Raw genomic sequence first — 21,762 nt, 5'->3', positions numbered from 1 at the left:
TTTATTCTGCGAAAGTGCTCTTGTGTGGACGAACGTTTTCTAAAGGATGGATATAACTTTTGTATTAAAGTTCTAATTTATATAAATTTGTATTTCAAAATAATGGTTGACAGTCTTTTAAAGCGATAGGTAGAATAGAAGTGTCTGATTCTGAGAATCATTATCAGGAAAATAACAATTCACCTAATTTTTTTATTACTATTTGAGAATAAATTTCATTTTAATAAATATATGTTGTTGGTTAGGATGGTTGAGGGATGGAAGCGAGCGCAAGCAGTATAGAACAGCAAGAAGAGAATGTTAAAGAGATTAAGAGCAGACCGCTCATTGCTTCTATTATTTTAGTAGCGGGTACAGTTTTGTTAGCTTTAAGCATGGCAGTTTCTATTTCTTTTGGGGCTGCAGATATTAGTTTAAAGACTGTATGGCAAGCTGTATTTCAGTTTGATGGATCTATTACACATCATAACGTAATTCAAGAGCTTCGCATGCCTAGAGCAATAGGGGGCGTAGTTGCAGGTGCCTTTTTAGCGGTATCAGGAGCAATTATGCAAGGCATGACGCGAAATCCACTTGCTTCACCATCGTTAATGGGGATTACAGATGGTGCAGTATTTGGAATTGCAATTATGTATGCATTTTTCCCTAATTCACCTTATTTAATGTTTGTTATTGCATCTTTTATTGGAGCTGCGTTTGGTGCAAGCATTGTATATGGAATTGGGTCTTCTTCACCAGGTGGATTAACACCTGTGAAATTAGCTTTAGCAGGTGCAGCTATTAGTGCTTTATTAGGGGCAATTTCATCTGGAATTGCATTGTATTTTAATCTTGCCCAAGAGGTGAGCATGTGGAATGCAGGCGGAGTTGCTGGAGTGAAATGGCAAAGTATTAATATGTTAGTGCCAATTGGCCTTGTTTGTCTTTTTATCGCAATTATGATGTCGAGATATATTACAATTTTGAGCTTCGGTGAAGAAATTGCGATTGGACTTGGTCAAAATACGACATTAATTAAATTTATCGGAACAGTACTTGTTCTTGTTTTAACGGGTTCCGCAGTTTCCATGGCAGGATCAGTTGGATTTGTTGGTCTTGTAATCCCGCATATGACTCGTTTCCTTGTAGGCTCGGACTATAGATGGGTTATTCCATGTTCTGCGGTCTTAGGCGGGCTGTTAATTGAATGTGCAGATATGTTATCTCGCGTTATTAACCCGCCATTTGAAACGCCAATTGGAGCAATTACAGCGCTAATTGGGGTTCCATTCTTCCTCTACTTAGCACGTAATGAAGGGAGAGGAAAGATGTGAGGACGAGTGTCTTAACAAAGAAGAACATTTCTATATTAACGATTTTAGTAGGACTAATCGTTTCTATATTTCTTATTAGTTTAAATACAGGAACTTTTAAAATACCGCCAATGGACGTATTAAAGTCATTGGTTGGAATAGGGGCTGAAGATCAGTCTGTTATTTTATTTGAATTCCGTATGCCGCGTATGGTGATTGCTATACTAGTCGGATCTGCTTTAGCTATGTCAGGAGCGATTTTGCAAGGTTTATCACGAAATCCGCTTGCTGATCCAGGTATTATAGGTATTAATGCTGGAGCGGGATTAACAGTTGTTATATTCGTCTACTTCTTCTTCGGGAAAGTAGGGACTGGTACATTTTTATCTGTATTCATTCTTCCATTCTTCGCACTAGTTGGAGCGATATTAGCAGCGGTAATTATTTATTTACTAGCATGGAAAGACGGCGTTTCATCGACTCGATTAATACTTGTCGGTATTGCCGTTGCAGCTGGATTTGGAGCTGTTAGTTTAATTTTCTCTATGAAAATGACATCTAACGATTTTCGTTTTGCTACGATTTGGCTGGCGGGAAGTCTGTGGGGTACAGATTGGAAATTCGTATTAAGTGTACTTCCATGGATGGTTATCTTCTTACCGCTTGCTATAAGTAAAGCACACATATTAAATGTAATGAATTTAGGCGACTCTACAGCTGTTGGTCTTGGTTTAAATGTAGAAAAGGAAAGACGTAAATTATTATTTATTGCAGTTTGCTTAGCTGGTGCATCTGTCGCTGTTGCCGGAGGAATTGGTTTTATCGGTTTAATGGCTCCGCATTTAGCGAGGCGCCTTGTTGGTGGTAAACATCAAATTATGCTGCCTACTGCTGCACTAATAGGGACGTTTTTACTTTTATTCGCAGACGTAATTTCAAGAAGTGTACTAACAACTTCAGAAATACCAGTCGGTCTTGTTATTTCTGTAATTGGTGCACCGTATTTCATTTATTTACTTATGAGGACAAAATAAAGGGAGGCTTTTCGTATGGCAACTTTAGCGGTGGATGCGGTATCTGTTGGCTATAATGAAGGTTTAATTATTGATGGATTAACAGTTGAAATTCCGGAAGGGAAAATTACAACAATTATTGGACCAAATGGTTGTGGGAAGTCCACATTATTAAAAACGGCGTCTCGTATTTTGAAGGCAAAGCAAGGTACTGTTTATCTTGACGGAAAAGCAATTGAGAAACAGCCAACGAAAGAAATTGCAAAGAAAATGGCGATTTTACCACAAACTGCAGAAGTGCCAACGGGTCTTACTGTATTTGAGCTTGTGTCATATGGAAGATTCCCTCATCAAAAAGGGTTTGGCACGTTGAAAGAAGAGGATTATCGCTACATTAACTGGGCACTTGAAGTGACAGGAATGAAAGAATTTGCGAATCGTCCAGCAGAAGCGCTATCAGGTGGTCAACGTCAACGTGTGTGGATCGCAATGGCCCTTGCACAAGGAACAGAATTACTTGTATTGGATGAACCAACAACGTACTTAGATATGGCTCATCAATTAGAAGTATTAAACTTATTGAAAAAATTAAATGAAGAAGAAGGTAGAACGATCGTTATGGTTATCCATGACTTAAACCACGCTTCTCGTTTCTCAGATCATATGATTGCATTAAAAGCAGGTAAGTTAATGAAACAAGGAACGCCAGATGAAGTTATGACAAGTGAAACACTTCGTAACGTATTTGAGATTGAAGCTCAAATCGTTCCTTGTCCAGTAAACTGTAAGCCAATTTGTTTAACATATGATTTAGCGATGATTAGTAATCAATTGCGTAAAAAAGCATAAGTAGGACCCCCTCGTGAAGAGGGGGACTTCTAATGGACGTTGAGCTTCTTATATAAGAATGGGAAGTTGAATGCCCGTTAGAATGGGTTATTAACAACAGTTAATATATATATATTAATTAATTGTTATCTTTGTTTCTTATAGTTCATTGTAACTTATAAGATAAATACAGCTAGAAGGAGTGGGAACATGAAGAATTTTAAAATGGCACTATTAGCAATGGTACTAGTTGTGACTTCTGTACTATTTGCAGCTTGTTCTAACAAAGAAGAAGAAAAGAAAGCAGATGCAAAGACTGAAGAGCGCACTGTAAAACATGCAAAAGGGGAAATTAAAATTCCTGCAAACCCAAAGAAAATTGCTGACCTTAGTGGTTCAACAGAAGAATTATTAATTTTCGGTATGAAACCGGTTATTACTGCTAATACATCTCAAGAAAAAATTGATGCACATATTGAAAAGAAACTAAAAGACGTTAAACCAGTTGGTTCTGCTTGGGGAGATAAAATTAACATCGAAGCAGTAGCTGCTGCAAAACCAGATTTAATTCTTGTAAATAATCGTCAAGAAAAGATTTATGATCAATTATCTAAAATTGCACCAACAGTTATGTTAAATACTCCATTAGATCAATGGCGTCCAAAATTCGAAGAAGTAGGCCAAATCTTCGGTAAAGAAAAAGAAACAAAAGAATGGTTTAAAAAGTATGATGAAAAAGCAAGCAAATTGCATGACAAAATTGTCGCTAAAACTGGTGAAGCAACATTCATGAAAATGGCTGCATATCCAAATGCTTTCCGCGTATACGGTGACTATGGTTACGGTAGTGTAATCTTTAATGATTTAAAACTACCAGCAGTTAAAGGTACACCAACTGATAAACCGTTAGTACAAGTACAAAAAGAAGCTTTAATCGATTACAACCCAGATTACTTATTCGTATTTACAACTGGTGACGGTTCTCAGCGCTTAAAAGAATTCCAAGAAGAATCAATTTGGAAAAACATGAACGCTGTTAAAAACAACCACGTATTTACAATTAAAAATGAGGACTTAAACAAAGGTTACTTCCCACTAGGTAAAGATATGATCTTAGACGAAGTTGCTGAATTCGTTTTAGGTAAATAATGTATAAAGGAAATCACTTTTACTTCGGTAAAGGTGATTTTTTCTTTTTATAAAGGGAATTAATACAGTCTTTCATTTCTTTCTGTTTCTCATTTCGTTTATAATATAAAGTAAGAATGTAGTAAAGAAAGGGGGATGTCGGAAAGTGGTATATTTAAACGACAAACTCAGCGAAACAAAAGTGTTTAAAGACCCAGTACATAAATATGTGCACGTGCGTGATCGTGTTATTTGGGATTTAATCGGAACGAAAGAATTTCAACGCTTGCGCCGTATTAAGCAGCTTGGAACGACATTTTTTACATTTCACGGTGCAGAGCATAGTCGCTTTACTCATTCGTTAGGTGTATACGAAATTATTCGTCGTATGATTGATGATGTGTTTGATGGCAGACCAAATTGGAATGCTGAAGATAGATTGTTATGTTTATGTGCGGCATTACTTCATGATGTCGGCCACGGCCCATTTTCTCACTCGTTTGAAAAAGTATTTTCATTAGATCATGAGAAATTTACGCAAAAGATTATTGTGGGCAATACGGAGATTAATGATGTATTAAGTCGTGTTGATAAGGAGTTTCCACAAAAGGTAGCAGATGTAATTGCAAAAACGTCTACTAATAAATTAGCGATTAGTATGATTTCGAGTCAAATTGATGCGGATCGTATGGATTATTTATTAAGAGATGCTTATTTTACAGGTGTAAAGTACGGAAACTTCGATATGGAACGTATACTGCGTGTAATGCGTCCGTATGGGAATCAAGTAGTCATTAAAAATAGTGGTATGCATGCTGTTGAGCATTACATTATGAGTCGTTATCAAATGTATTGGCAAGTATATTTCCACCCGGTAACGCGAAGTGCAGAAGTTATTTTAACGAAGATTTTACACCGTGCGAAATCACTGCACGAGAAGTATTACACATTTAAAAATCATCCTGTTCATTTCTATTCTTTATTTGAAGAAGAAGTAACAGTAGAGGATTATTTAAAGTTAGACGAGAACGTTATGTATTACTACTTCCAAGTATGGCAGGAAGAAGAAGATTCAATTTTAAGCGATTTATGTCGCCGTTTTATGAATCGAAATCTATTTAAATATGTAGAGTTTACAGATAAACACGGTTTAGATAATTGGATGGAATTAAGTAGTTTATTTAAAAAGATTGGACTTGATCCGGAGTATTATTTAGTAGTGGATTCAACATCAGACTTACCGTATGACTTTTATCGTGCAGGAGAAGAAGAAGAGCGTCTGCCGATCCTACTTCTTATGCCAAACGGAGAGCTTAGAGAGCTTTCACGTGAATCGGATATTGTTGAGGCGATTACAGGTAAGAAAAGAACGGATCAAAAGCTATTCTATCCACATGATTTAATCTATGAAGATGGAAGAAAAGGAAAATATAAAGAGAGAATTATTGAGTTGTTAGAAGGAAAGAAATAAGAAGCAGCTAATGGCTGCTTCTTATGAAAAAACTTGAAATTATTTGTCGCTTAAGCGTTTTCCGCCAACTGCATAATGGTTTTTAGACATTTCTTCGATGAAAACAACGATGTTTTCTTCAGGAGCACCAGTTGTTTCGCTTACTGCTGCTGTTACTTTCTCAGCAAGAGCTTTCTTTTGTTCTTCTGTGCGTCCTTCTAGCATTTTCACTGTTACGTATGGCATGTACAATCGCTCCTTTTATGTAAGTTACACTCTTATTATAGCGGATTATGGGGAAGAACAATCGAAAAAACAAATAATTTCTTTTTTGGACATATTGAAGAGGAGTTGGAGTATGGATCAGTTATTTAGATATCCATTGCACGAAATTCCGTTAGTAGCAATGGCGATTATTATTGCACTATCCGTTCATGAATTTGCACATGCATATGTTGCATATAAATTTGGGGACGATACAGCAAAGAGACAAGGGCGTTTAACTTTATCACCGATGGCCCATTTAGATCCTATCGGTTTGATTGCAGTATTAATTCTTGGTTTTGGTTGGGCAAGACCAGTTCCTGTTAACCCATATAACTTTAAAAGACCGCGTCTTGCAGGCATATTAGTTTCAATTGCAGGGCCGATTAGTAACTTAATTTTAAGTGCAATTGGTTTAATTATTTGGTATAGCTTATTAAAATTTGGTGTATTATACTCAATTCCATCTGCAGTAGCAGATACGTTAGCACAATTTTTCCAGATTTTTATTATGCTGAATATCGTTTTACTTGTATTTAACTTATTACCGATTCCACCACTTGATGGGTATCGCGTAGTGGAAGATTTAGCACCAGCAAATATTCGCGCGAAAATGACACAGTATGAAAAATACGGGGCAATTGCGTTATTAATTCTCGTTATTACACCGCTTAGTAATTACACAATTCAACCTATTTTTCAGGTAGTTATTCCGCATGTATTTGTATTTTTAGATAGCATCATTGCGCCTATTTTTGGCCTTTTATAATTTTTAAGTGAGGAGGATTTTACATATGACAGAGAAAAAGAAAAAAATCGGTTTTAATATCGTGAAAAATGATTCAACAGATGGACATGGTGGATTTGGTGTTGGGGCATTAAGCTTAGAAAACATTTCACCTGTATTTGTTGATGTACTAGAGAAGACTGCATTCGTTGATATCGGTGCGATGCATGCGCGTAGTACAGTAGAAAAAGGTATTAAGTTTTTAACAAATAAAGATGAAGTTCCAAACGGAAAACCATTTTGGCTTGTTTGGGTAACAATTGAAAGAACTGCGACAGGTGCGTATTACGCAGGTGTAACAGCTTGTGAAATGACAGTTGACCGTGAGATTCGCCGCGGATATAAATCACTTCCAGAACACGTAAACAAAATGGATAAATCAATGAAGCGTCACATTATGGTTGACCATATGGATGAATCATCTAAAAAAGTACTTGGTACGTTCTTAAAAGAACATAATGAAGCGATTTGGAACGAATCTAGTGAAGAATTGCGCCGTGCATTATTAAGTGAATAAAAATAGCTGACGGATGCCCGTCAGCTATTTTTTTTACCAAGGAAGATATTTTTTCCACCAACTTATTTTTTTCTTTTCTTCAGTCGTTTTTTCAAATTCTTCTTTATCATCGACGTGATCCATACAATATTCAGTCGGTTCGGTACCTTTAGCGAAATACATTTTCACAGAAATAGGGCAATTTTTTGTAGCAATTTTACCGTTCTCTGGATTGATATTAACCGCTACGACGTCACTTGGTTGTTTAAATTCTTTTTTAGGCTGTCCATCTAAGCCTTTCTCCATCGTATCAGTCCATATTTTCTTCGCATATCCTTGTTCTGCTACGTTTGAAATAGATTTAGGTTGATCGTATCCGACCCATACACCAGTTACGATTTGCGGAGTAAATCCGATCATCCAACTATCTGTTTCAGTAGAACCAGATTTGCCGGCATATGTTCTTGATAGTTTGGATAACATCGATTGACCAGTTACAGCAGCATAACTGCTTAGTTTCTTATTAAACATACCAGTCATCATTTCTTCCATTACAAACGCTTTGCTCTTGTCGAGAACTTGTTTACTCTCTAAATGAGCATCGTATAATATATTTCCTTCATGATCCATAATGCGGCGAATGAAAGTAGGTTTTACTTCTTTTCCACCGTTTGCGAACATGCTATAAGCGTTGACCATTTCAATTGGTTTTACTGGTGATGTACCGAGAGCTAGAGAAGGCACATCTTTTAATGCACTTTTAATTCCAAATTGTTTCGCTGTTTTTGCAAGCGCGTCATCTCCTAAAAACAAATTCGTTTTCACAGCATATATGTTATCAGAGACTGCGAGAGCTTGTGCCATCGTTACGAAATCATCGGCATAATAATCTTTATAGTTCTTCGGTTTATACTTTGAAACACCGTCACCTAAGGTGAATACAGTATATTCGCTTTTTAAGCGCGTAGCAGGCGTGAATCCTCGTTCTAATGCCGCATAATATAGAAATGGCTTAAATGTAGAACCAGGCTGACGGATGGCTTGTGTAGCCCTGTTAAATTGACTCGTAGTATAATCAGTTCCGCCAACAAGAGCAGCCACTTCACCTGTCGTTGGATTCATAGAGACGAGAGCAGTTTGTATGTTTGTTGTGTCAGGTATATGATCTTTTACAGCTTGTTCTGCTACAGCTTGTAGTTTAGGGTCTAGCGTTGTATAAATTCGCAAGCCACCTCGTTGTAAAGCTTGTTCGTCTAATCCAACATCACGAAGAAGCGAAGCTTGTACAGCATCTTGGAAATATGGTGCGACCTCTGCTACTTTTTTCGTATCTAATGAGGCAAAAGTTAGTGGCTCTTTCTTCGCTAAGGCTGCTTGTTGCTTCGTAATATATCCTTGTTCTACCATTTCATCTAATATGAGAGCTTGTCGCCCTTTAGCACGATCCTCTTTCAAAAAGGGAGAATAGACACTTGGCCCTTTTGGGATACCTGCGAGCATACTAGCTTCTGCTAATGTTAACTCTTTTGCTGTTTTATCGAAATATAGACGGGACGCAGCTTCGATGCCATAAGCGCCATGTCCGTAATAAATTGTATTTAAATATCCTTCTAAAATATGATTTTTATTATAGTTTACTTCAAGGCGGACAGTGTACATTGCCTCTAATAATTTCCGTTTCCACGTTTTATCATGATCTAAATACAGATTACGCGCGTATTGTTGTGTAATTGTACTAGCTCCTTGTACCTTTGCCATCGCTTTTAAATCAGCAACAATTGCACCTGCAATCCGTTTTACATCGAAGCCGTGATGTTTATAAAATCTTTGATCTTCAATAGAAAGGGTCGCTTCTTTTACATAAGGTGAAATTTCATTAAGAGAGACATTGTAACGTTTTTGAATTTCGTTACTTTGTCCAATAACAGTATCATCGTTTGCGTAAAAGACGCTTGTTTGCGGGACCGCAACAGGAGGAGGTCCCATAATTTTTGCAACTATAATAATAACAAAAAAAGAAAAAACGAAGAAAAGGACGCAAGAAAACATTGCGGTGAAGAAAAGACGTTTATATTTTTTAAGTTTTGGATTCATAGTTTGATCCATCTTTTTTCAGCCCCTCATTAATACAAGCGTTATTGTATTAGTATTGAGGGTTTTCGTTTATTTTAAACAATGAAATTTCGAAAATAAAAAAGCCCCTTCCATTAAGAAAGGAGCTCAAAGGCACGTGCTGGCCAATCGGTAATGATGACATCTACACCATAATCAATCATAGTTTGTAAATCTTTGTATTCGTTAATTGTATACGGACGGAAAACATATCCTTGCTCTTGTGCTAACTGTACAAATTCTTTCGTTAATAGCTGGAAGTTTGGATGTAACCCACTTGCTTCTCGACGTTTTGCTTCGGCAATTGGATCAGCAATCGGTGTATCATATAAAATTGCTCTTGGAATTTCAGGAGCAATTTCTGCTAATAATGAAACAGAGTCATGGTTAAATGATGAAAATACAATTTGATTTGAAAGATGATATTCACGCACAAGTGCAACGACTTTTTCCTCAATATTTGAGTAATGAATAACATCTGTTTTTAATTCGATATTTAGTTGTAAGTTCGTTGTGGAAAGCCAAATGAAAACCTCGCGCAACGTTGGAATTTTTGCTTCTTGGAAAGAAGGGGCTTTATGGCTACCAGCGTCCAATGATTGTAATTCCTCTACCGTTTTTTCAGAAACAAGTCCAACGCCATTTGTTGTACGATCGACGGTTTCATCGTGAATTACGACAAGTTCACCATCTTTTGATAGGTGGACATCGAGTTCAATTCCGTGAGCGCCAATGCGTTCAGCTTCTTGGAAGGCAATCATCGTATTTTCGGGATGTGTTCCTTTTACTCCGCGGTGAGCAAAAATAAGTGGTTTACTCATGTGAAAATCTCCTTATTATCTCTTTTCTTTCATTATGAAACTGCTTTAGGAAAAATACAATTGAATATGACAAACATTTACAAAAGTCTAACAGTTGCATAAAAGTTAACGTTAACGTAAAATGTAATAATTGAGTGAAGGGAGGAATAAACATGTATAAAATTGATGAAGTAACAAAGCAAGTTGGTTTAACAAAACGTACACTTCGTTATTATGAGGAAATTGGTTTAATTCATCCCCCAGAACGTAGTGAGGGGAATATTCGTCTGTATACGGATGAGGATATTGCCAGAATTAAAAGAATTGTAGAAGCGAAAGAAGTGCTAGGAATCACACTTCAAGAAATGCAACATTTCTTATCACTAAAAGAAAGAATGGAGCAAAGAAGAAATAGCGAGAACCCTCGTGATCGTGAAGTGATTCAAGAGATTAAAGATATGCTTGAAAAACAAGTGCAAACGTTAGACGAAAAAATGGAGCAAATGCAACGTGTAAAGGCAGAACTTGAAGATAGTTTACATCGTGCAGTAACATTTTTAGAGAGCACAAAAGGAGAGTAATCAAAATGGAGAGCAAACAAAAACTAGGGAGATTGATTACAGTGGTAGCTACCTTTCTTGCCTTTTCGGGTATAGGGGTAGTTGACCCAATCTTGCCGATTATTGCTGAGAAAATTGGTGCAACGCATTGGCAAGTTGAAATGTTATTTACCGCTTATATTTTAACGATGGCAATCATGATGTTACCAGCTGGTATATTTGCATCGAGATTTGGTGATAAACGAATGATGACAATAGGCCTTGCGATTGTGACTGTATTTGCGTTTATATGCGGTATATCGCAAACGATTGCTCAATTATCTCTTTTCCGTGCTGGATGGGGATTAGGAAATGCGATGTTTTTTGCGACAGCAATGACACTGTTAATAGCATTAAGTAAAGAAGTTCATGAAGCAGTAGGATTATACGAAGCAGCTATCGGCTTAGGTATGGCTGGGGGGCCGTTATTGGGTGGAATACTAGGTGGACATTCTTGGCGTTATCCGCTTTTCGCGACGAGTATTTTAATTTTCTTAGCATTTATTTTAGTATTCTTTTTTGTAAAAGAACCAGAGCGAAAAGTGAAGCGTAAGGCTGCTGGCGTAGGGGAATTATTTAACCTGGTGAAGTATAAACCATTTATGCAAGGTGCCATTTCAGGGATGCTATACTACTACGGATTTTTTGTCGTGTTAGCATATTCACCACTTATTATGCATTTATCAGCTATTCAATTAGGCTTTGTATTTTGCGGATGGGGACTCGCGTTAGCTTACGGTTCTGCAATTTTAGCACATAAGCTAGAAGGGAAATATGAACCAAAAACATTATTGAAGGGGAGTTTACTCGTATTTGCGATTTTCTTAATTGCACTATTCTTTGTGAAAATTATGTGGTTACAAATTACTCTTATCGTTTTATCAGGATTGGCATCTGGCTTAAACAATGCATTATATACAAGTTATGTAATGGATATTTCACCTTATGAAAGATCTGTTACGTCAGGTGTTTATAACTTTGTTCGTTGGTTAGGTGGTGCGATTGCTCCAATTTTATCAGGAGTTATCGGGCACACAGTTTCACCACAAAGCCCATTTTTAGTTGGGGGAATTGTTGTGTTAGTTGGTTGTATTATGATCCTAATTCCAATTCGTAAACCAGTAGAACTAGAGACGAAAACCCTTTCTTAAGAAAGGGTTTTCTTTATACACATATGTTAGAACCCTCTGACTAAAATATATTTTCGGTATTTTTGTACTTTTAACTATACATTTTGGATGTTTTGTTTTATTTTTGTTAGGGGACATTAATGATGTCCCTATTATAAATTTGCATTGAAAGGCGTGATTGTACGATGGAACTATGGTTCACTGAAAAACAAACAAAACATTTTGGGATTACGGCGCGTATTAACCGCACATTACATACGGAGCAAACAGAATTCCAGAAACTTGATATGGTTGAAACGGAAGAGTTCGGAAACATGCTTATTTTAGACGGCATGGTTATGACAACAGAAAAGGACGAGTTCGTTTATCACGAAATGGTAGCGCACGTACCTTTATTTACACATCCAAACCCTGAGAACGTATTAGTTGTTGGCGGCGGCGATGGTGGTGTTATTCGCGAAGTGTTAAAACACCCAAGTGTAAAGAAAGCAACTCTTGTTGAAATCGATGGAAAAGTAATTGAGTACTCTAAACAATACTTACCATCAATTGCAGGCGCATTAGATAATGAGCGTGTAGAAGTAAAAGTAGGAGACGGTTTCCTACACATCGCAGAAAGCGAAAATGAATACGACGTAATTATGGTAGATTCTACCGAGCCAGTAGGCCCAGCAGTAAACTTATTTACGAAAGGTTTCTACGCTGGAATCTCTAAAGCGTTAAAAGAAGATGGTATTTTCGTTGCACAAACGGACAACCCTTGGTTCACACCAGAACTAATTACAACTGTGTTTAAAGACGTAAAAGAGATTTTCCCAATTACTCGTTTATACACAGCGAACATCCCAACTTACCCAAGTGGTCTTTGGACGTTCACAATTGGATCTAAAAAACATGATCCATTAGAAGTAAGTGAAGAGCGTTTCCACGAAATCGAAACGAAATACTACACAAAAGAATTACACAATGCAGCATTCGCATTACCGAAATTTGTTGGCGATTTAATTAAGTAAGAAATCGAGTTTGAACAAATAAAGTGTAGGTAGCTCATTTAAGGTGTTTGTCCAGAAGACTTGAACATGCTAGCTACTTACACTCCTGTAAAGAAAATCGTCTTCTTATTGTTAAAAAAGAAGACACCGGTAAATCGAGAAAGAGGAGCAGTTCGCTCCAAATTTGAGAAATAATGAAAGGTTGGGATACCTTAAGTTCCACATAAGGAGGAAAAGAATATGCGTTTTGATGAAGCTTATTCAGGTAAAGTATTTATTAAAAGTCATCCAAGTTTTGAAGAGTCAAAGGTAGTTATTTACGGGATGCCTATGGATTGGACAGTAAGTTACCGTCCAGGTTCTCGCTTTGGTCCTGCACGTATTCGTGAAGTATCAATCGGTCTTGAAGAATATAGCCCATATTTAGATCGTGAATTAGAAGAGGTAAAATATTTTGATGCGGGTGATATCCCATTACCATTCGGAAACGCACAACGCAGTTTAGACATGATTGAAGAGTATGTATCAAAACTTTTAGATGCCGATAAGTTTCCACTAGGTCTCGGCGGTGAGCACCTAGTGTCTTGGCCAATTTTTAAGGCAATGGCAAAAAAATATCCGGATTTAGCAATCATCCACATGGATGCTCATACTGATTTACGTGAATCGTATGAAGGGGAGCCTTTATCCCACTCTACACCAATTCGTAAAGTGTGTGATTTAATTGGTCCGGAAAACGTATATTCTTTTGGGATTCGTTCTGGAATGAAGGAAGAATTTGAATGGGCCAAAGAAGTAGGTATGAACTTATATAAATTTGACGTATTAGAACCGTTAAAAGAAGTATTACCGAAACTCGCTGGACGCCCAGTCTATGTCACAATCGACATTGATGTATTAGACCCAGCTCACGCTCCAGGAACAGGAACGTTAGAAGCTGGCGGTATCACATCTAAAGAATTATTAGATTCCATCGTAGCAATTGCAAATTCAAATATAAATGTAGTTGGAGCAGACTTAGTAGAAGTAGCTCCGGTCTACGACCATAGTGATCAAACACCAGTCGCAGCAAGCAAATTCGTGCGGGAAATGCTGCTCGGTTGGGTGAAGTAAAAGTGAAGCCGACTGTTTAGACCCGGTGACTAAGGTTCTTTCCTGCAAAAGGTGCTTTTTGCCTCGAAGGAAGAAGCGGAGCCACCGATTATTCTAGCTGCTGTAGCTGGATAAAATAGAGGCCTCTATATAAATAGGGGGCTCTTATTTTTGCCATTATGTGTCGGTAAGTCGATATATTAAAAAAATCGTCAATATAATCTTATTTACCATGGCAAGACATGAAAAAAAGAGTTATTCTCAAAAGGTGAGAATAACTCTTTTTCTTATGCAACTTTCTCTTCCGAATTAACGCCGCGAATTTCATCAGCAGAGCGGATCGGATATTTGCGGAACACAATAGATCCGATGTATCCGACAATAGTGGTAACGATTCCACATAGTACAGCAGCAATTGTTACTTTTATAACGTCATTAAATCCGAATAGGACGAGAAGACCTGGAATTGGTGATGCTGTTCCTGGTGCATTATTAACAAGCTGGAATAGCGATGTAATAATACCGGCAAGTGCACCGCCAACGAAATTTGTCATATAAATTGGAATTGGATTTGCTGAGACAACATCGGCTTGTGTTAAAGGCTCGATTGCTACAGCAATTGTATCTTTCTTTGAACAAATTTTTAATCGTTTAAAGAAAATAAAGTTCATCGGGGCTGAAGCTGCTACGGCAAGACTACCAATTGCCATTGGTAAACCTGTTAATCCAAGCATTGCAGTTAGTGCCATAGAACTCAGTGGAGAGGTAGAAATAACTGTTATTAATCCACCAAGCATAATACCCATAATGATAGGACTCTCTGTAGTTGCAACTGAAATCATAGAACCGATTTTACCAAGTGTTGCGTTAACGAGCGGATCCATAAGCATTGCCATTCCACGTGAGATTGGTGCAGCGATGAATAGGATTGCTAAAAATTCCACACCAGCTGGTAATTTCTTTTCGAGAAATTTCACGACGAAGGCACAAACGTATCCAGCGAAAAATCCTGGTAAAATACCGAATCCACTAGTAGCGATACCAATTAAAACAGCGTATACGGGGGAAACACCGATTGCTAATGCGACTAAAATCGCTGCTGCGACACCGCTCATACTACCAGAAGCTTCTCCTACTGATTGTAAAAAGTCATTATGAAACATTTCTCCACCTATATAACGGTGAAATGCTTCAATAAGAAAACTTGCGATTGCTGCATTAGCTAAAGCACCCATCGCCTTCATTCCGTAAGGTGCACGGTAACTGAAAAGTGTAAATAGACAAAGTACAACAAGTAATAGTGCTAAACCTTGCAAGATAGCCATTTGAAAACTGTCTCCTTTGATTTTTGTAATAAAGTGAAACTTTAATCAGTGGGTGTTTTGTCCCTTCCCACTGATTATTAGTTGAACCAATCGGGCATTTACGGGCAGTTGTTTCCCACCGACTTTTCCCGTATTCACCGCATTTGGGGGTGGGAGTCTTACTGCCCGTTAATGCGGGATAAAAATTCGTATCATTCAATAATAATATAAAAGTGTATGAAACGGAAAAAATTTTTCTTGGGAACTTGCTGTAAGAAAAAATCCCTTACAATAATGTAAGGAATATGTAAGACTTTTCGATAGAGTATAGTATACCCTTTTCCGTATAATACAGGTATAGACATAACATTAGTGAGAAAGAAGTGTAAAACAGGAGGCGCATGTATGAAATTGGTCATTAAAGTTTTAGCTGTATTCGCCATTATTTTAGGGGGAACAGCGTATTATTTGAATACAAAAACAGAAGGTGTACATGCTTTTGTAGACAACTTCTTTTCAAATAAAGAAATACAAGATTATTATGCAGTTGTAGATAAAGGTGAGAAAAAAGACGGTGAGTATTTGTATACATTTAAAGGGTATACAGAGGACGGAAATCAACAAATTATTAAAAGAATGGTAAATCGTGAATTGCATGCAGGTGCTTTTATAAAAATTTATGCAAAAGGTATGCAAGGAAAAGGATGGGCTGAAATAACGAAAGAGTCAATCCCGCAAAAAGCGTTGCAAAAAATAGAAAAACCATAAAAGGAGCGACTCATTCGCTCCTTTTTTAGTACGTTAAAATAGTGATAGATGTCTTTTCTTTGTTAGAAATAATTTTTGCACGTCCACCAATTGGGAAAGTGAAAATCGGGGTTGTATGCCCGAAACTTGCGTTTGCAATGATAGGAATATTTGCAAGTTCAGGTTTTGAAGAAATCATTTCTTGAATGTCCGCTATCGTACATTCTGCTTCTTTTTGCATTCTTCCTATTACAATACCTTTTATATGTTCAAAATTAGGTTGCTGCATAAGGGAATGCAGATAGCGATCAAAAGTTTTAAGTGTCGATTTTCCTGTTAAGCTGTCTTCTTCAAGGAATAAAACTTTGCCCTTTAAGTTTGGCATATATGGTGTGCCTTGTAGTAAATTAAGTGTGCTCATATTACCACCGATAATATCTCCTGTTGCTTCCCCCTCTTGAATCGAAACATACCCTTCATTTTTAATAAATTCTCGATTTTCCTGATCCATATACCAAGAATCATCGCTCCACGTTTCAGCCGGAATGATTTCAATAGGCTCATTAATGGTTAAGCATTGTAAAAAATAATCAGCCGTGTAATGGAGTCCTTTTTCCATTCCAAATGAAGAGAAGTGTGGACCCGAATATGTAACAAGACCTGTTTTTGCGTAAATTGCATTATTTAAGGCAGTAATATCAGAATAACCACAGAAAAATTTCGGGTTTTCACGAATTAAATCATAATCGAGATGTTTCAATAAACTATTTGAGTTGTATCCGCCAAGTGTCGTCAAAATAGCTTTTACATTAGGGTCTCCAAATGCTTCATGGAGGTCTTGAATGCGGGAAGAAATAGAAGAGGAAGCAAATCGATCTATCTCATCAGCATATTTTGAGAATGTCACTTGAAAGCCCATGTCAGTTAATCTTTTTATAGCAAGTTTTCTATTTTCATTTGAAACAATACTTAAACTACAAGATGGTGAAATCACTCGTATTTCATCACCCTTTTTTAGCTTTGTTGGTATCACTGAATTCACCTCTGTAATTAAAAGAATATTTAGATTTAAAAAATATTTTATCATATGAAATAAAGTAGAAGGGAATTATTTTTTGAAATGGAGTTTTCCTGATTTTTCAGCAGACAGACAGAGTCTTTTTTTGATATGATAGGAAAAGTGATTTATTATAAGTAGTATTTAATATCTATAACATTTGAAAGGTGTGCAAGACGTGGAGAAACAACTTGCAGGCTTGCCGGTACACGTTCATTTCGTAACAGAAATCCGTGAAGGGGCGAGGAAGGAAACCGTTGCTTTTGAAGCAAATGGTCAATACTATGTAAAAGGTCAAGGTACATATGTAACATTCCAGGAGCCGAACGAACAAGGCGAAGTGAAGACAATTATTAAAATTCAAGATGAACAAGTTCTCATTATGCGTTCAGGTGCTGTTTCTATGCGTCAAACGCATGTGAAAGGTGAATGGACAACTGGTACGTATACGAGTGAACTTGGTACGTTTGCATTGCAAACAAAGACTGATAACGTTCTTTTTAAATGGTCGGATGAAAAGAAAAAAGGACAACTCTTCTTAACGTACGCATTGCTTCTAAGTGAACAAGAAGCTGGCAGATATACTATTACAATTAATTTGAAGGAGGCAAAATAATGAATTCCTTAGAACAGGTAAAAGGATTGATTAAAGAAGAAATTCAAGCCGCTGTATTAAAGGCAGAATTAGCGACAGAAGAACAGATTCCAAACGTTGTATTAGAATCTCCAAAAGATAAAACAAATGGTGATTTCTCTACAAACATGGCAATGCAACTTGCACGCGTTGCGAAAAAAGCACCTCGTATGATTGCAGAAGAACTAGTTGCAAACTTCGATAAAGCAAAAGCTTCTATTGAAAAAATCGAAATCGCTGGTCCTGGTTTTATTAACTTCTATATGGATAATAGCTACTTAACAGATTTAATTCCAACAATCGTAAACGCCGGTGAAGCTTACGGTGAAACGAATACTGGTAAAGGTGAAAAAGTACAAGTTGAGTTCGTATCTGCGAATCCAACAGGTGACCTTCATTTAGGACATGCACGTGGTGCGGCAGTGGGTGATACTTTATGTAACGTATTAGCAAAAGCAGGATACGATGTATCTCGTGAGTACTATATTAATGATGCTGGTAACCAAATTCATAACTTAGCTCTTTCTGTTGAAGCTCGTTACATGCAAGCTTTAGGTTTAGATAAAGAAATGCCAGAAGACGGTTACCATGGTGCGGATATCATTGGAATCGGTAAACGTTTAGCTGAAGAGTTTGGCGATCGTTACGCAAAAGCTGATGCTGAAGAAAGCTATGAATTCTATCGTTCATACGGTTTGAAATATGAGTTAGCAAAACTTCAAAAAGACTTAGAGAGCTTCCGTGTTAAATTTGATGTATGGTTCTCAGAAACATCATTATACAAAAACGGAAAAATCGATGCTGCACTTGCTGTATTAAAAGAGCGTGACGAAATCTTTGAAGAAGGCGGAGCAACTTGGTTCCGTTCAATGACTTACGGTGACGACAAAAACCGTGTATTAATTAAAAATGACGGTTCTTACACATACTTAACGCCAGATATTGCTTACCATCGCGATAAATTAGAGCGTGGTTTCGATAAGCTAATCAACATTTGGGGTGCTGACCACCACGGTTACATTCCTCGTATGAAAGCTGCTATTCAAGCGCTAGGTTACGATAAAGAAACACTTGAAGTAGAAATCATCCAAATGGTACAACTGTACCAAAATGGTGAAAAAATGAAAATGAGTAAACGTACAGGTAAAGCAGTTACACTTCGTGAGCTTATGGAAGAAGTAGGCGTGGACGCAATGCGATACTTCTTCGCGATGCGTAGCGGTGATTCTCATTTAGACTTCGATATGGACTTAGCTGTATCAAAATCTAATGAAAACCCAGTATACTATGCACAATATGCTCATGCTCGTGTATGCAGTATCCTTCGTCAAGGTGAAGAGTTAGGATTAGCTGCAGATGGAGACGTGAATTACAAACTTGTTACTTCTGAGAAAGAAGTAGAATTACTGAAAAAGCTTGGTGAATTCCCAGCTGTAGTTGCGGATGCAGCACAAAAACGTCTGCCACACCGCATTACAAGCTATGCATTTGAATTAGCAGCAGCATTACACAGCTTCTACAATGCAGAAAAAGTATTAAACCAAGATAACTTAGAATTAAGTAAAGCTCGTTACGAGTTAATGAAAGCAGTACGCACTACACTTCAAAATGCATTAGCAATCGTAGGAGTATCTGCACCAGAAAAAATGTAATGAAGAAAAGCGGAGCCGACTGTTTAGTCCCGAAGGCTAAGGTTCTTTCCCACAGAAGATGCCTTTTATCTTCTCGTGGGGAAGGTTCTTAGACAGAAGGGGCTAGGAGGCAGAGCTGGACATAAAGAAAAGTGGAAGCGGCTTGTTTAGAATATGAGGTGGATGGAGCTCCTGACAGAGAGGTGTACTTTGCCTCGGAGGAAGGCGCGAAGCCACCGAGTATTCTAGCCGCTGGAGCTAGACAATAAAGAAAAGCGGAAGCGGACTTTCGTTTTTAAATAAAAGGCAATCACATGATGTTGTGATTGCCTTTTTGTATGGAGATAATAAAAAAATAAAATTTTATCAAACAAAAGGATAATTTGCGTCGTCTTATATAAATGACAGGAGGCTTATGATGGAAGAAAAGGTAGAAGAATTAATTGATATATATAAGCAGCAAATATATTCCTTATGCTATAAGTTAGCGAAAACGAAAGAAGATGCGGAAGATATTTTTCAAGAGACGTGGATAAAGGTTTTTTCATCAAGGCACCAACTTTCCTATGTGGATAATTATAAAAAATGGATTACTACAATTTGTGTTCGTACGTTTTATGATTTTTATCGTAAGAAAAAAAGGTGGAAAGATCGAATATTGGATTTGTTTCATAAAGAAGATGGTGGAGAAATAGATTTCGCAGATGAAGTAAATATATCAGAAGAATTTATTCGAAAAGTGGAAGCGGAAATGATACGGGAAGTTATACAGTTATTGAATGAAAAGTATAAAACTGTGCTCGTACTCTACTATTATGAACAATACTCTTATAAAGAAATGAGTGAAATATTAAATATACCGATTGGTACAGTGAAATACCGCCTTAATTATGCGAAGAAGCAAATGCGAGAACATTTGGAGGGGTTCGTTTATGACGGAAGATAAGTTTGATCAGAAGATAAAAAGTAGCTTAGCGGGAGAGATGGTTCCTAATGAAGAGCTAATAAACGATACGAAACAGAGCGTGCGAAATGCTCGAAAATTAGAAAAGAGATGGGTTGTTTTCATTCATGCTATTTGGATGATTGTATTAACAGTCACCCTAGAGCAGTTTGTTAGTCATTTGGATCATAAAATATCTGTCGTTATAACAATAATTATTATGATGCACCTATACATTCCTATATATGTTGTCATACAGTCATTTTTAAAGAAGGAGTATAAATTACATGATAGAGTTCGCTAATCCATTTGTAGTATTTGAGATAGCTGGGATTACAATGTTTTTGGCTTTTATAGCACTTTTAGTATGTGTAGCATCATGGGTGTATACAGATGCGAAAACGCGTGGAATAAGTAAGTGTTGGAGTGTTATAGCGATTGTATTGCCATTTTTTATTGGAGCTTTGTTATATATGATACGCAGAAGTAGCCGGAAAGTAGAAGGAGAATATACGATGAAGGGTATGAAAAAGCAAAAGGTAACATTAGTTGTTATATTTGCAAGTGCGATGTTTGTATTACTTAGCGGCTTTACTTTCGTTCAAACGTTAGATGATATGTGGAAAGCTGGTGATATATATTTAGAAAATGAGAAGAAAGGGGAGACAAGTTACGAGGCAAAATTCTCATCATGGGATATTGCTGGGAAAGATATTGAACTTGAGTATGCAAAAGATACAGAAGTAACATTTTCTTATGAAACAGATGCAAAGCGTGGTAACTTATGCTTTAGCTTGTATGAAAGAAAAGGAGAAGGGATAAAGGAATTAAAGGAGATTTGTGAATCGAAAAAAGGTACTTTTAAAGCTACATTAAAAGCAAATGAAAAGTATGTATTCAATATAAGTGGTTTAATGGTGAAAGATGGTTTTGTAAAAGTGAATTGGGAAGCAAAATAAAGGGCCCCTGAGAAAGGCCCCTTATTTTATTGGATTGTATAAGTAACAGAAAAACTAACAGGACTATAGTAAACGTAAGGTGCATGAAATTGAACGTACATATTTCCATCTGTTTTTGCAGTGAAAATTCGGCCGTAACCATCAGAATAACGCCCAATAAGGTTATGATTTGAGTCATAAACACTGTAACTAGGAGTTTTGCTGTTAGGATGAATTGTTAGTTCTTGTCCTTTTTGAAGGAAAATAGGTTCTTGTTCAGAACTACCTCCAGTTTGCAAAGAATAAAATTTTGTAAAGCTTTGTTCTTGAGCGGCAGCAGCGACTGTTGTTTCAGGAATAAACGCGGTAGATCCGGTAATTCCTGCTAAAGTTAACGCACCTACTAAAATCATTTTTTTCATAATAGAAAAAGCCTCCTTATTAGTTGTAATCGGTGTTGTTACAGTTAATATTGTATACGATAATGAGTAGGATAAAATATGCTTTTATGCATATATATTTTTT

Annotated in this window: 23 protein-coding genes; 17 read left to right on the top strand and 6 right to left on the bottom strand. The window is 37.0% G+C overall.

Features of this window, described 5'->3' with window-relative positions:
• Positions 1-257 precede the first annotated feature (257 nt).
• The 5 genes from JFU02_RS18600 (at position 258) to JFU02_RS18580 (ending at position 5,732) form a co-directional block, all read left to right on the top strand.
• Positions 258-1,313, top strand: a complete 1,056-nt coding sequence (locus JFU02_RS18600; RefSeq protein ID WP_000388296.1) for a FecCD family ABC transporter permease — start codon at positions 258-260, stop codon at positions 1,311-1,313.
• Positions 1,310-2,326: a FecCD family ABC transporter permease gene (locus JFU02_RS18595; protein WP_001260753.1), complete on the top strand. Its 1,017-nt coding sequence runs from the start codon at positions 1,310-1,312 to the stop codon at positions 2,324-2,326. Before JFU02_RS18600 ends, JFU02_RS18595 begins: the two co-directional genes overlap by 4 nt.
• A gap of 15 nt (positions 2,327-2,341) precedes the next feature.
• A complete protein-coding gene (locus JFU02_RS18590; protein ID WP_000212068.1) occupies positions 2,342-3,154 on the top strand; it encodes an ABC transporter ATP-binding protein in 813 nt (270 codons plus the stop codon).
• Positions 3,155-3,343: 189 nt separating this feature from the next.
• Positions 3,344-4,282 (top strand): ABC transporter substrate-binding protein, encoded by a 939-nt coding sequence (locus tag JFU02_RS18585; protein ID WP_000787724.1) that lies wholly within the window; start codon positions 3,344-3,346, stop codon positions 4,280-4,282.
• Positions 4,283-4,427: 145 nt separating this feature from the next.
• Entirely contained in the window at positions 4,428-5,732 is a 1,305-nt protein-coding gene (locus tag JFU02_RS18580; RefSeq protein ID WP_061667916.1) for an HD domain-containing protein, read from the top strand.
• A gap of 39 nt (positions 5,733-5,771) precedes the next feature.
• Here JFU02_RS18580 and JFU02_RS18575 read toward each other — a convergent pair whose 3' ends face one another.
• The gene (locus JFU02_RS18575) at positions 5,772-5,957 is read right to left on the bottom strand and encodes a 2-hydroxymuconate tautomerase (RefSeq protein WP_001147171.1); all 186 of its coding nucleotides are present in this window, start codon (positions 5,955-5,957) and stop codon (positions 5,772-5,774) included.
• A 112-nt stretch (positions 5,958-6,069) separates the two neighbouring features.
• Here JFU02_RS18575 and JFU02_RS18570 point away from each other — a divergent pair, with 112 nt between their 5' ends.
• Both JFU02_RS18570 and JFU02_RS18565 read left to right on the top strand, forming a co-directional pair.
• A complete protein-coding gene (locus JFU02_RS18570; protein WP_000372445.1) occupies positions 6,070-6,744 on the top strand; it encodes a site-2 protease family protein in 675 nt (224 codons plus the stop codon).
• A gap of 25 nt (positions 6,745-6,769) precedes the next feature.
• The gene (locus tag JFU02_RS18565) at positions 6,770-7,279 is read left to right on the top strand and encodes a YwhD family protein (RefSeq protein ID WP_000136683.1); all 510 of its coding nucleotides are present in this window, start codon (positions 6,770-6,772) and stop codon (positions 7,277-7,279) included.
• Positions 7,280-7,312: 33 nt separating this feature from the next.
• On the opposite strand, the gene JFU02_RS18560 is transcribed toward JFU02_RS18565, so the two are convergent.
• Entirely contained in the window at positions 7,313-9,364 is a 2,052-nt protein-coding gene (locus JFU02_RS18560) for a transglycosylase domain-containing protein (protein ID WP_000372961.1), read from the bottom strand.
• Between the two features lie 101 nt (positions 9,365-9,465).
• Positions 9,466-10,191, bottom strand: coding sequence for a glycerophosphodiester phosphodiesterase (locus JFU02_RS18555; RefSeq protein ID WP_086790785.1), 726 nt, complete (start codon positions 10,189-10,191; stop codon positions 9,466-9,468).
• Between the two features lie 152 nt (positions 10,192-10,343).
• On the opposite strand from JFU02_RS18555, the gene JFU02_RS18550 reads away from it, so the two are divergent.
• The 4 genes from JFU02_RS18550 to speB all read left to right on the top strand — a co-directional run bounded on the left by JFU02_RS18550 (position 10,344) and on the right by speB (position 14,004).
• A complete protein-coding gene (locus JFU02_RS18550; protein ID WP_000276560.1) occupies positions 10,344-10,751 on the top strand; it encodes a MerR family transcriptional regulator in 408 nt (135 codons plus the stop codon).
• A 5-nt stretch (positions 10,752-10,756) separates the two neighbouring features.
• Positions 10,757-11,920: an MFS transporter gene (locus JFU02_RS18545; RefSeq protein WP_201071423.1), complete on the top strand. Its 1,164-nt coding sequence runs from the start codon at positions 10,757-10,759 to the stop codon at positions 11,918-11,920.
• A 164-nt stretch (positions 11,921-12,084) separates the two neighbouring features.
• A complete protein-coding gene (gene speE / locus JFU02_RS18540; RefSeq protein WP_000424696.1) occupies positions 12,085-12,912 on the top strand; it encodes a polyamine aminopropyltransferase in 828 nt (275 codons plus the stop codon).
• 219 nt (positions 12,913-13,131) lie between these two features.
• A complete protein-coding gene (gene speB / locus JFU02_RS18535) occupies positions 13,132-14,004 on the top strand; it encodes an agmatinase (RefSeq protein WP_001209831.1) in 873 nt (290 codons plus the stop codon).
• Positions 14,005-14,270: 266 nt separating this feature from the next.
• On the opposite strand, the gene JFU02_RS18530 is transcribed toward speB, so the two are convergent.
• Entirely contained in the window at positions 14,271-15,308 is a 1,038-nt protein-coding gene (locus tag JFU02_RS18530; RefSeq protein ID WP_000996327.1) for a PTS sugar transporter subunit IIC, read from the bottom strand.
• Positions 15,309-15,692: 384 nt separating this feature from the next.
• Here JFU02_RS18530 and JFU02_RS18525 point away from each other — a divergent pair, with 384 nt between their 5' ends.
• Entirely contained in the window at positions 15,693-16,055 is a 363-nt protein-coding gene (locus JFU02_RS18525; protein ID WP_000779933.1) for a YxeA family protein, read from the top strand.
• Positions 16,056-16,080: 25 nt separating this feature from the next.
• Here JFU02_RS18525 and JFU02_RS18520 read toward each other — a convergent pair whose 3' ends face one another.
• A complete protein-coding gene (locus JFU02_RS18520) occupies positions 16,081-17,067 on the bottom strand; it encodes a S66 family peptidase (protein WP_097960111.1) in 987 nt (328 codons plus the stop codon).
• Positions 17,068-17,269: 202 nt separating this feature from the next.
• Between JFU02_RS18520 and JFU02_RS18515 the strand changes: the two genes are divergently transcribed.
• From JFU02_RS18515 to JFU02_RS18495, 5 genes are all read left to right on the top strand, one after another.
• The gene (locus tag JFU02_RS18515; RefSeq protein WP_000414867.1) at positions 17,270-17,707 is read left to right on the top strand and encodes a YwiB family protein; all 438 of its coding nucleotides are present in this window, start codon (positions 17,270-17,272) and stop codon (positions 17,705-17,707) included.
• Entirely contained in the window at positions 17,707-19,377 is a 1,671-nt protein-coding gene (gene argS / locus JFU02_RS18510; RefSeq protein ID WP_001086462.1) for an arginine--tRNA ligase, read from the top strand. Before JFU02_RS18515 ends, argS begins: the two co-directional genes overlap by 1 nt.
• Positions 19,378-19,774: 397 nt before the next feature.
• Positions 19,775-20,302, top strand: a complete 528-nt coding sequence (locus JFU02_RS18505) for an RNA polymerase sigma factor (protein WP_141526961.1) — start codon at positions 19,775-19,777, stop codon at positions 20,300-20,302.
• Positions 20,289-20,603 carry a hypothetical protein gene (locus JFU02_RS18500; protein WP_000133815.1) on the top strand — a complete coding sequence of 105 codons (315 nt, stop codon included), beginning with the start codon at positions 20,289-20,291 and terminating at the stop codon, positions 20,601-20,603. The genes JFU02_RS18505 and JFU02_RS18500 overlap by 14 nt, the downstream gene beginning before the upstream one ends.
• Positions 20,587-21,258, top strand: coding sequence for an anti-sigma factor (locus tag JFU02_RS18495; RefSeq protein WP_086407134.1), 672 nt, complete (start codon positions 20,587-20,589; stop codon positions 21,256-21,258). Before JFU02_RS18500 ends, JFU02_RS18495 begins: the two co-directional genes overlap by 17 nt.
• A 26-nt stretch (positions 21,259-21,284) precedes the next feature.
• Here the strand turns inward: JFU02_RS18495 and JFU02_RS18490 are convergent, their stop codons facing one another.
• Positions 21,285-21,659, bottom strand: coding sequence for a hypothetical protein (locus tag JFU02_RS18490; protein ID WP_098617533.1), 375 nt, complete (start codon positions 21,657-21,659; stop codon positions 21,285-21,287).
• Between the last annotated feature and the right edge of the window lie 103 nt (positions 21,660-21,762).

This window comes from Bacillus sp. TH13, assembly GCF_016651175.1.
GTDB lineage: Bacteria > Bacillota > Bacilli > Bacillales > Bacillaceae_G > Bacillus_A > Bacillus_A thuringiensis_S.
This window is presented reverse-complemented; position numbering and strand designations above follow the sequence as displayed.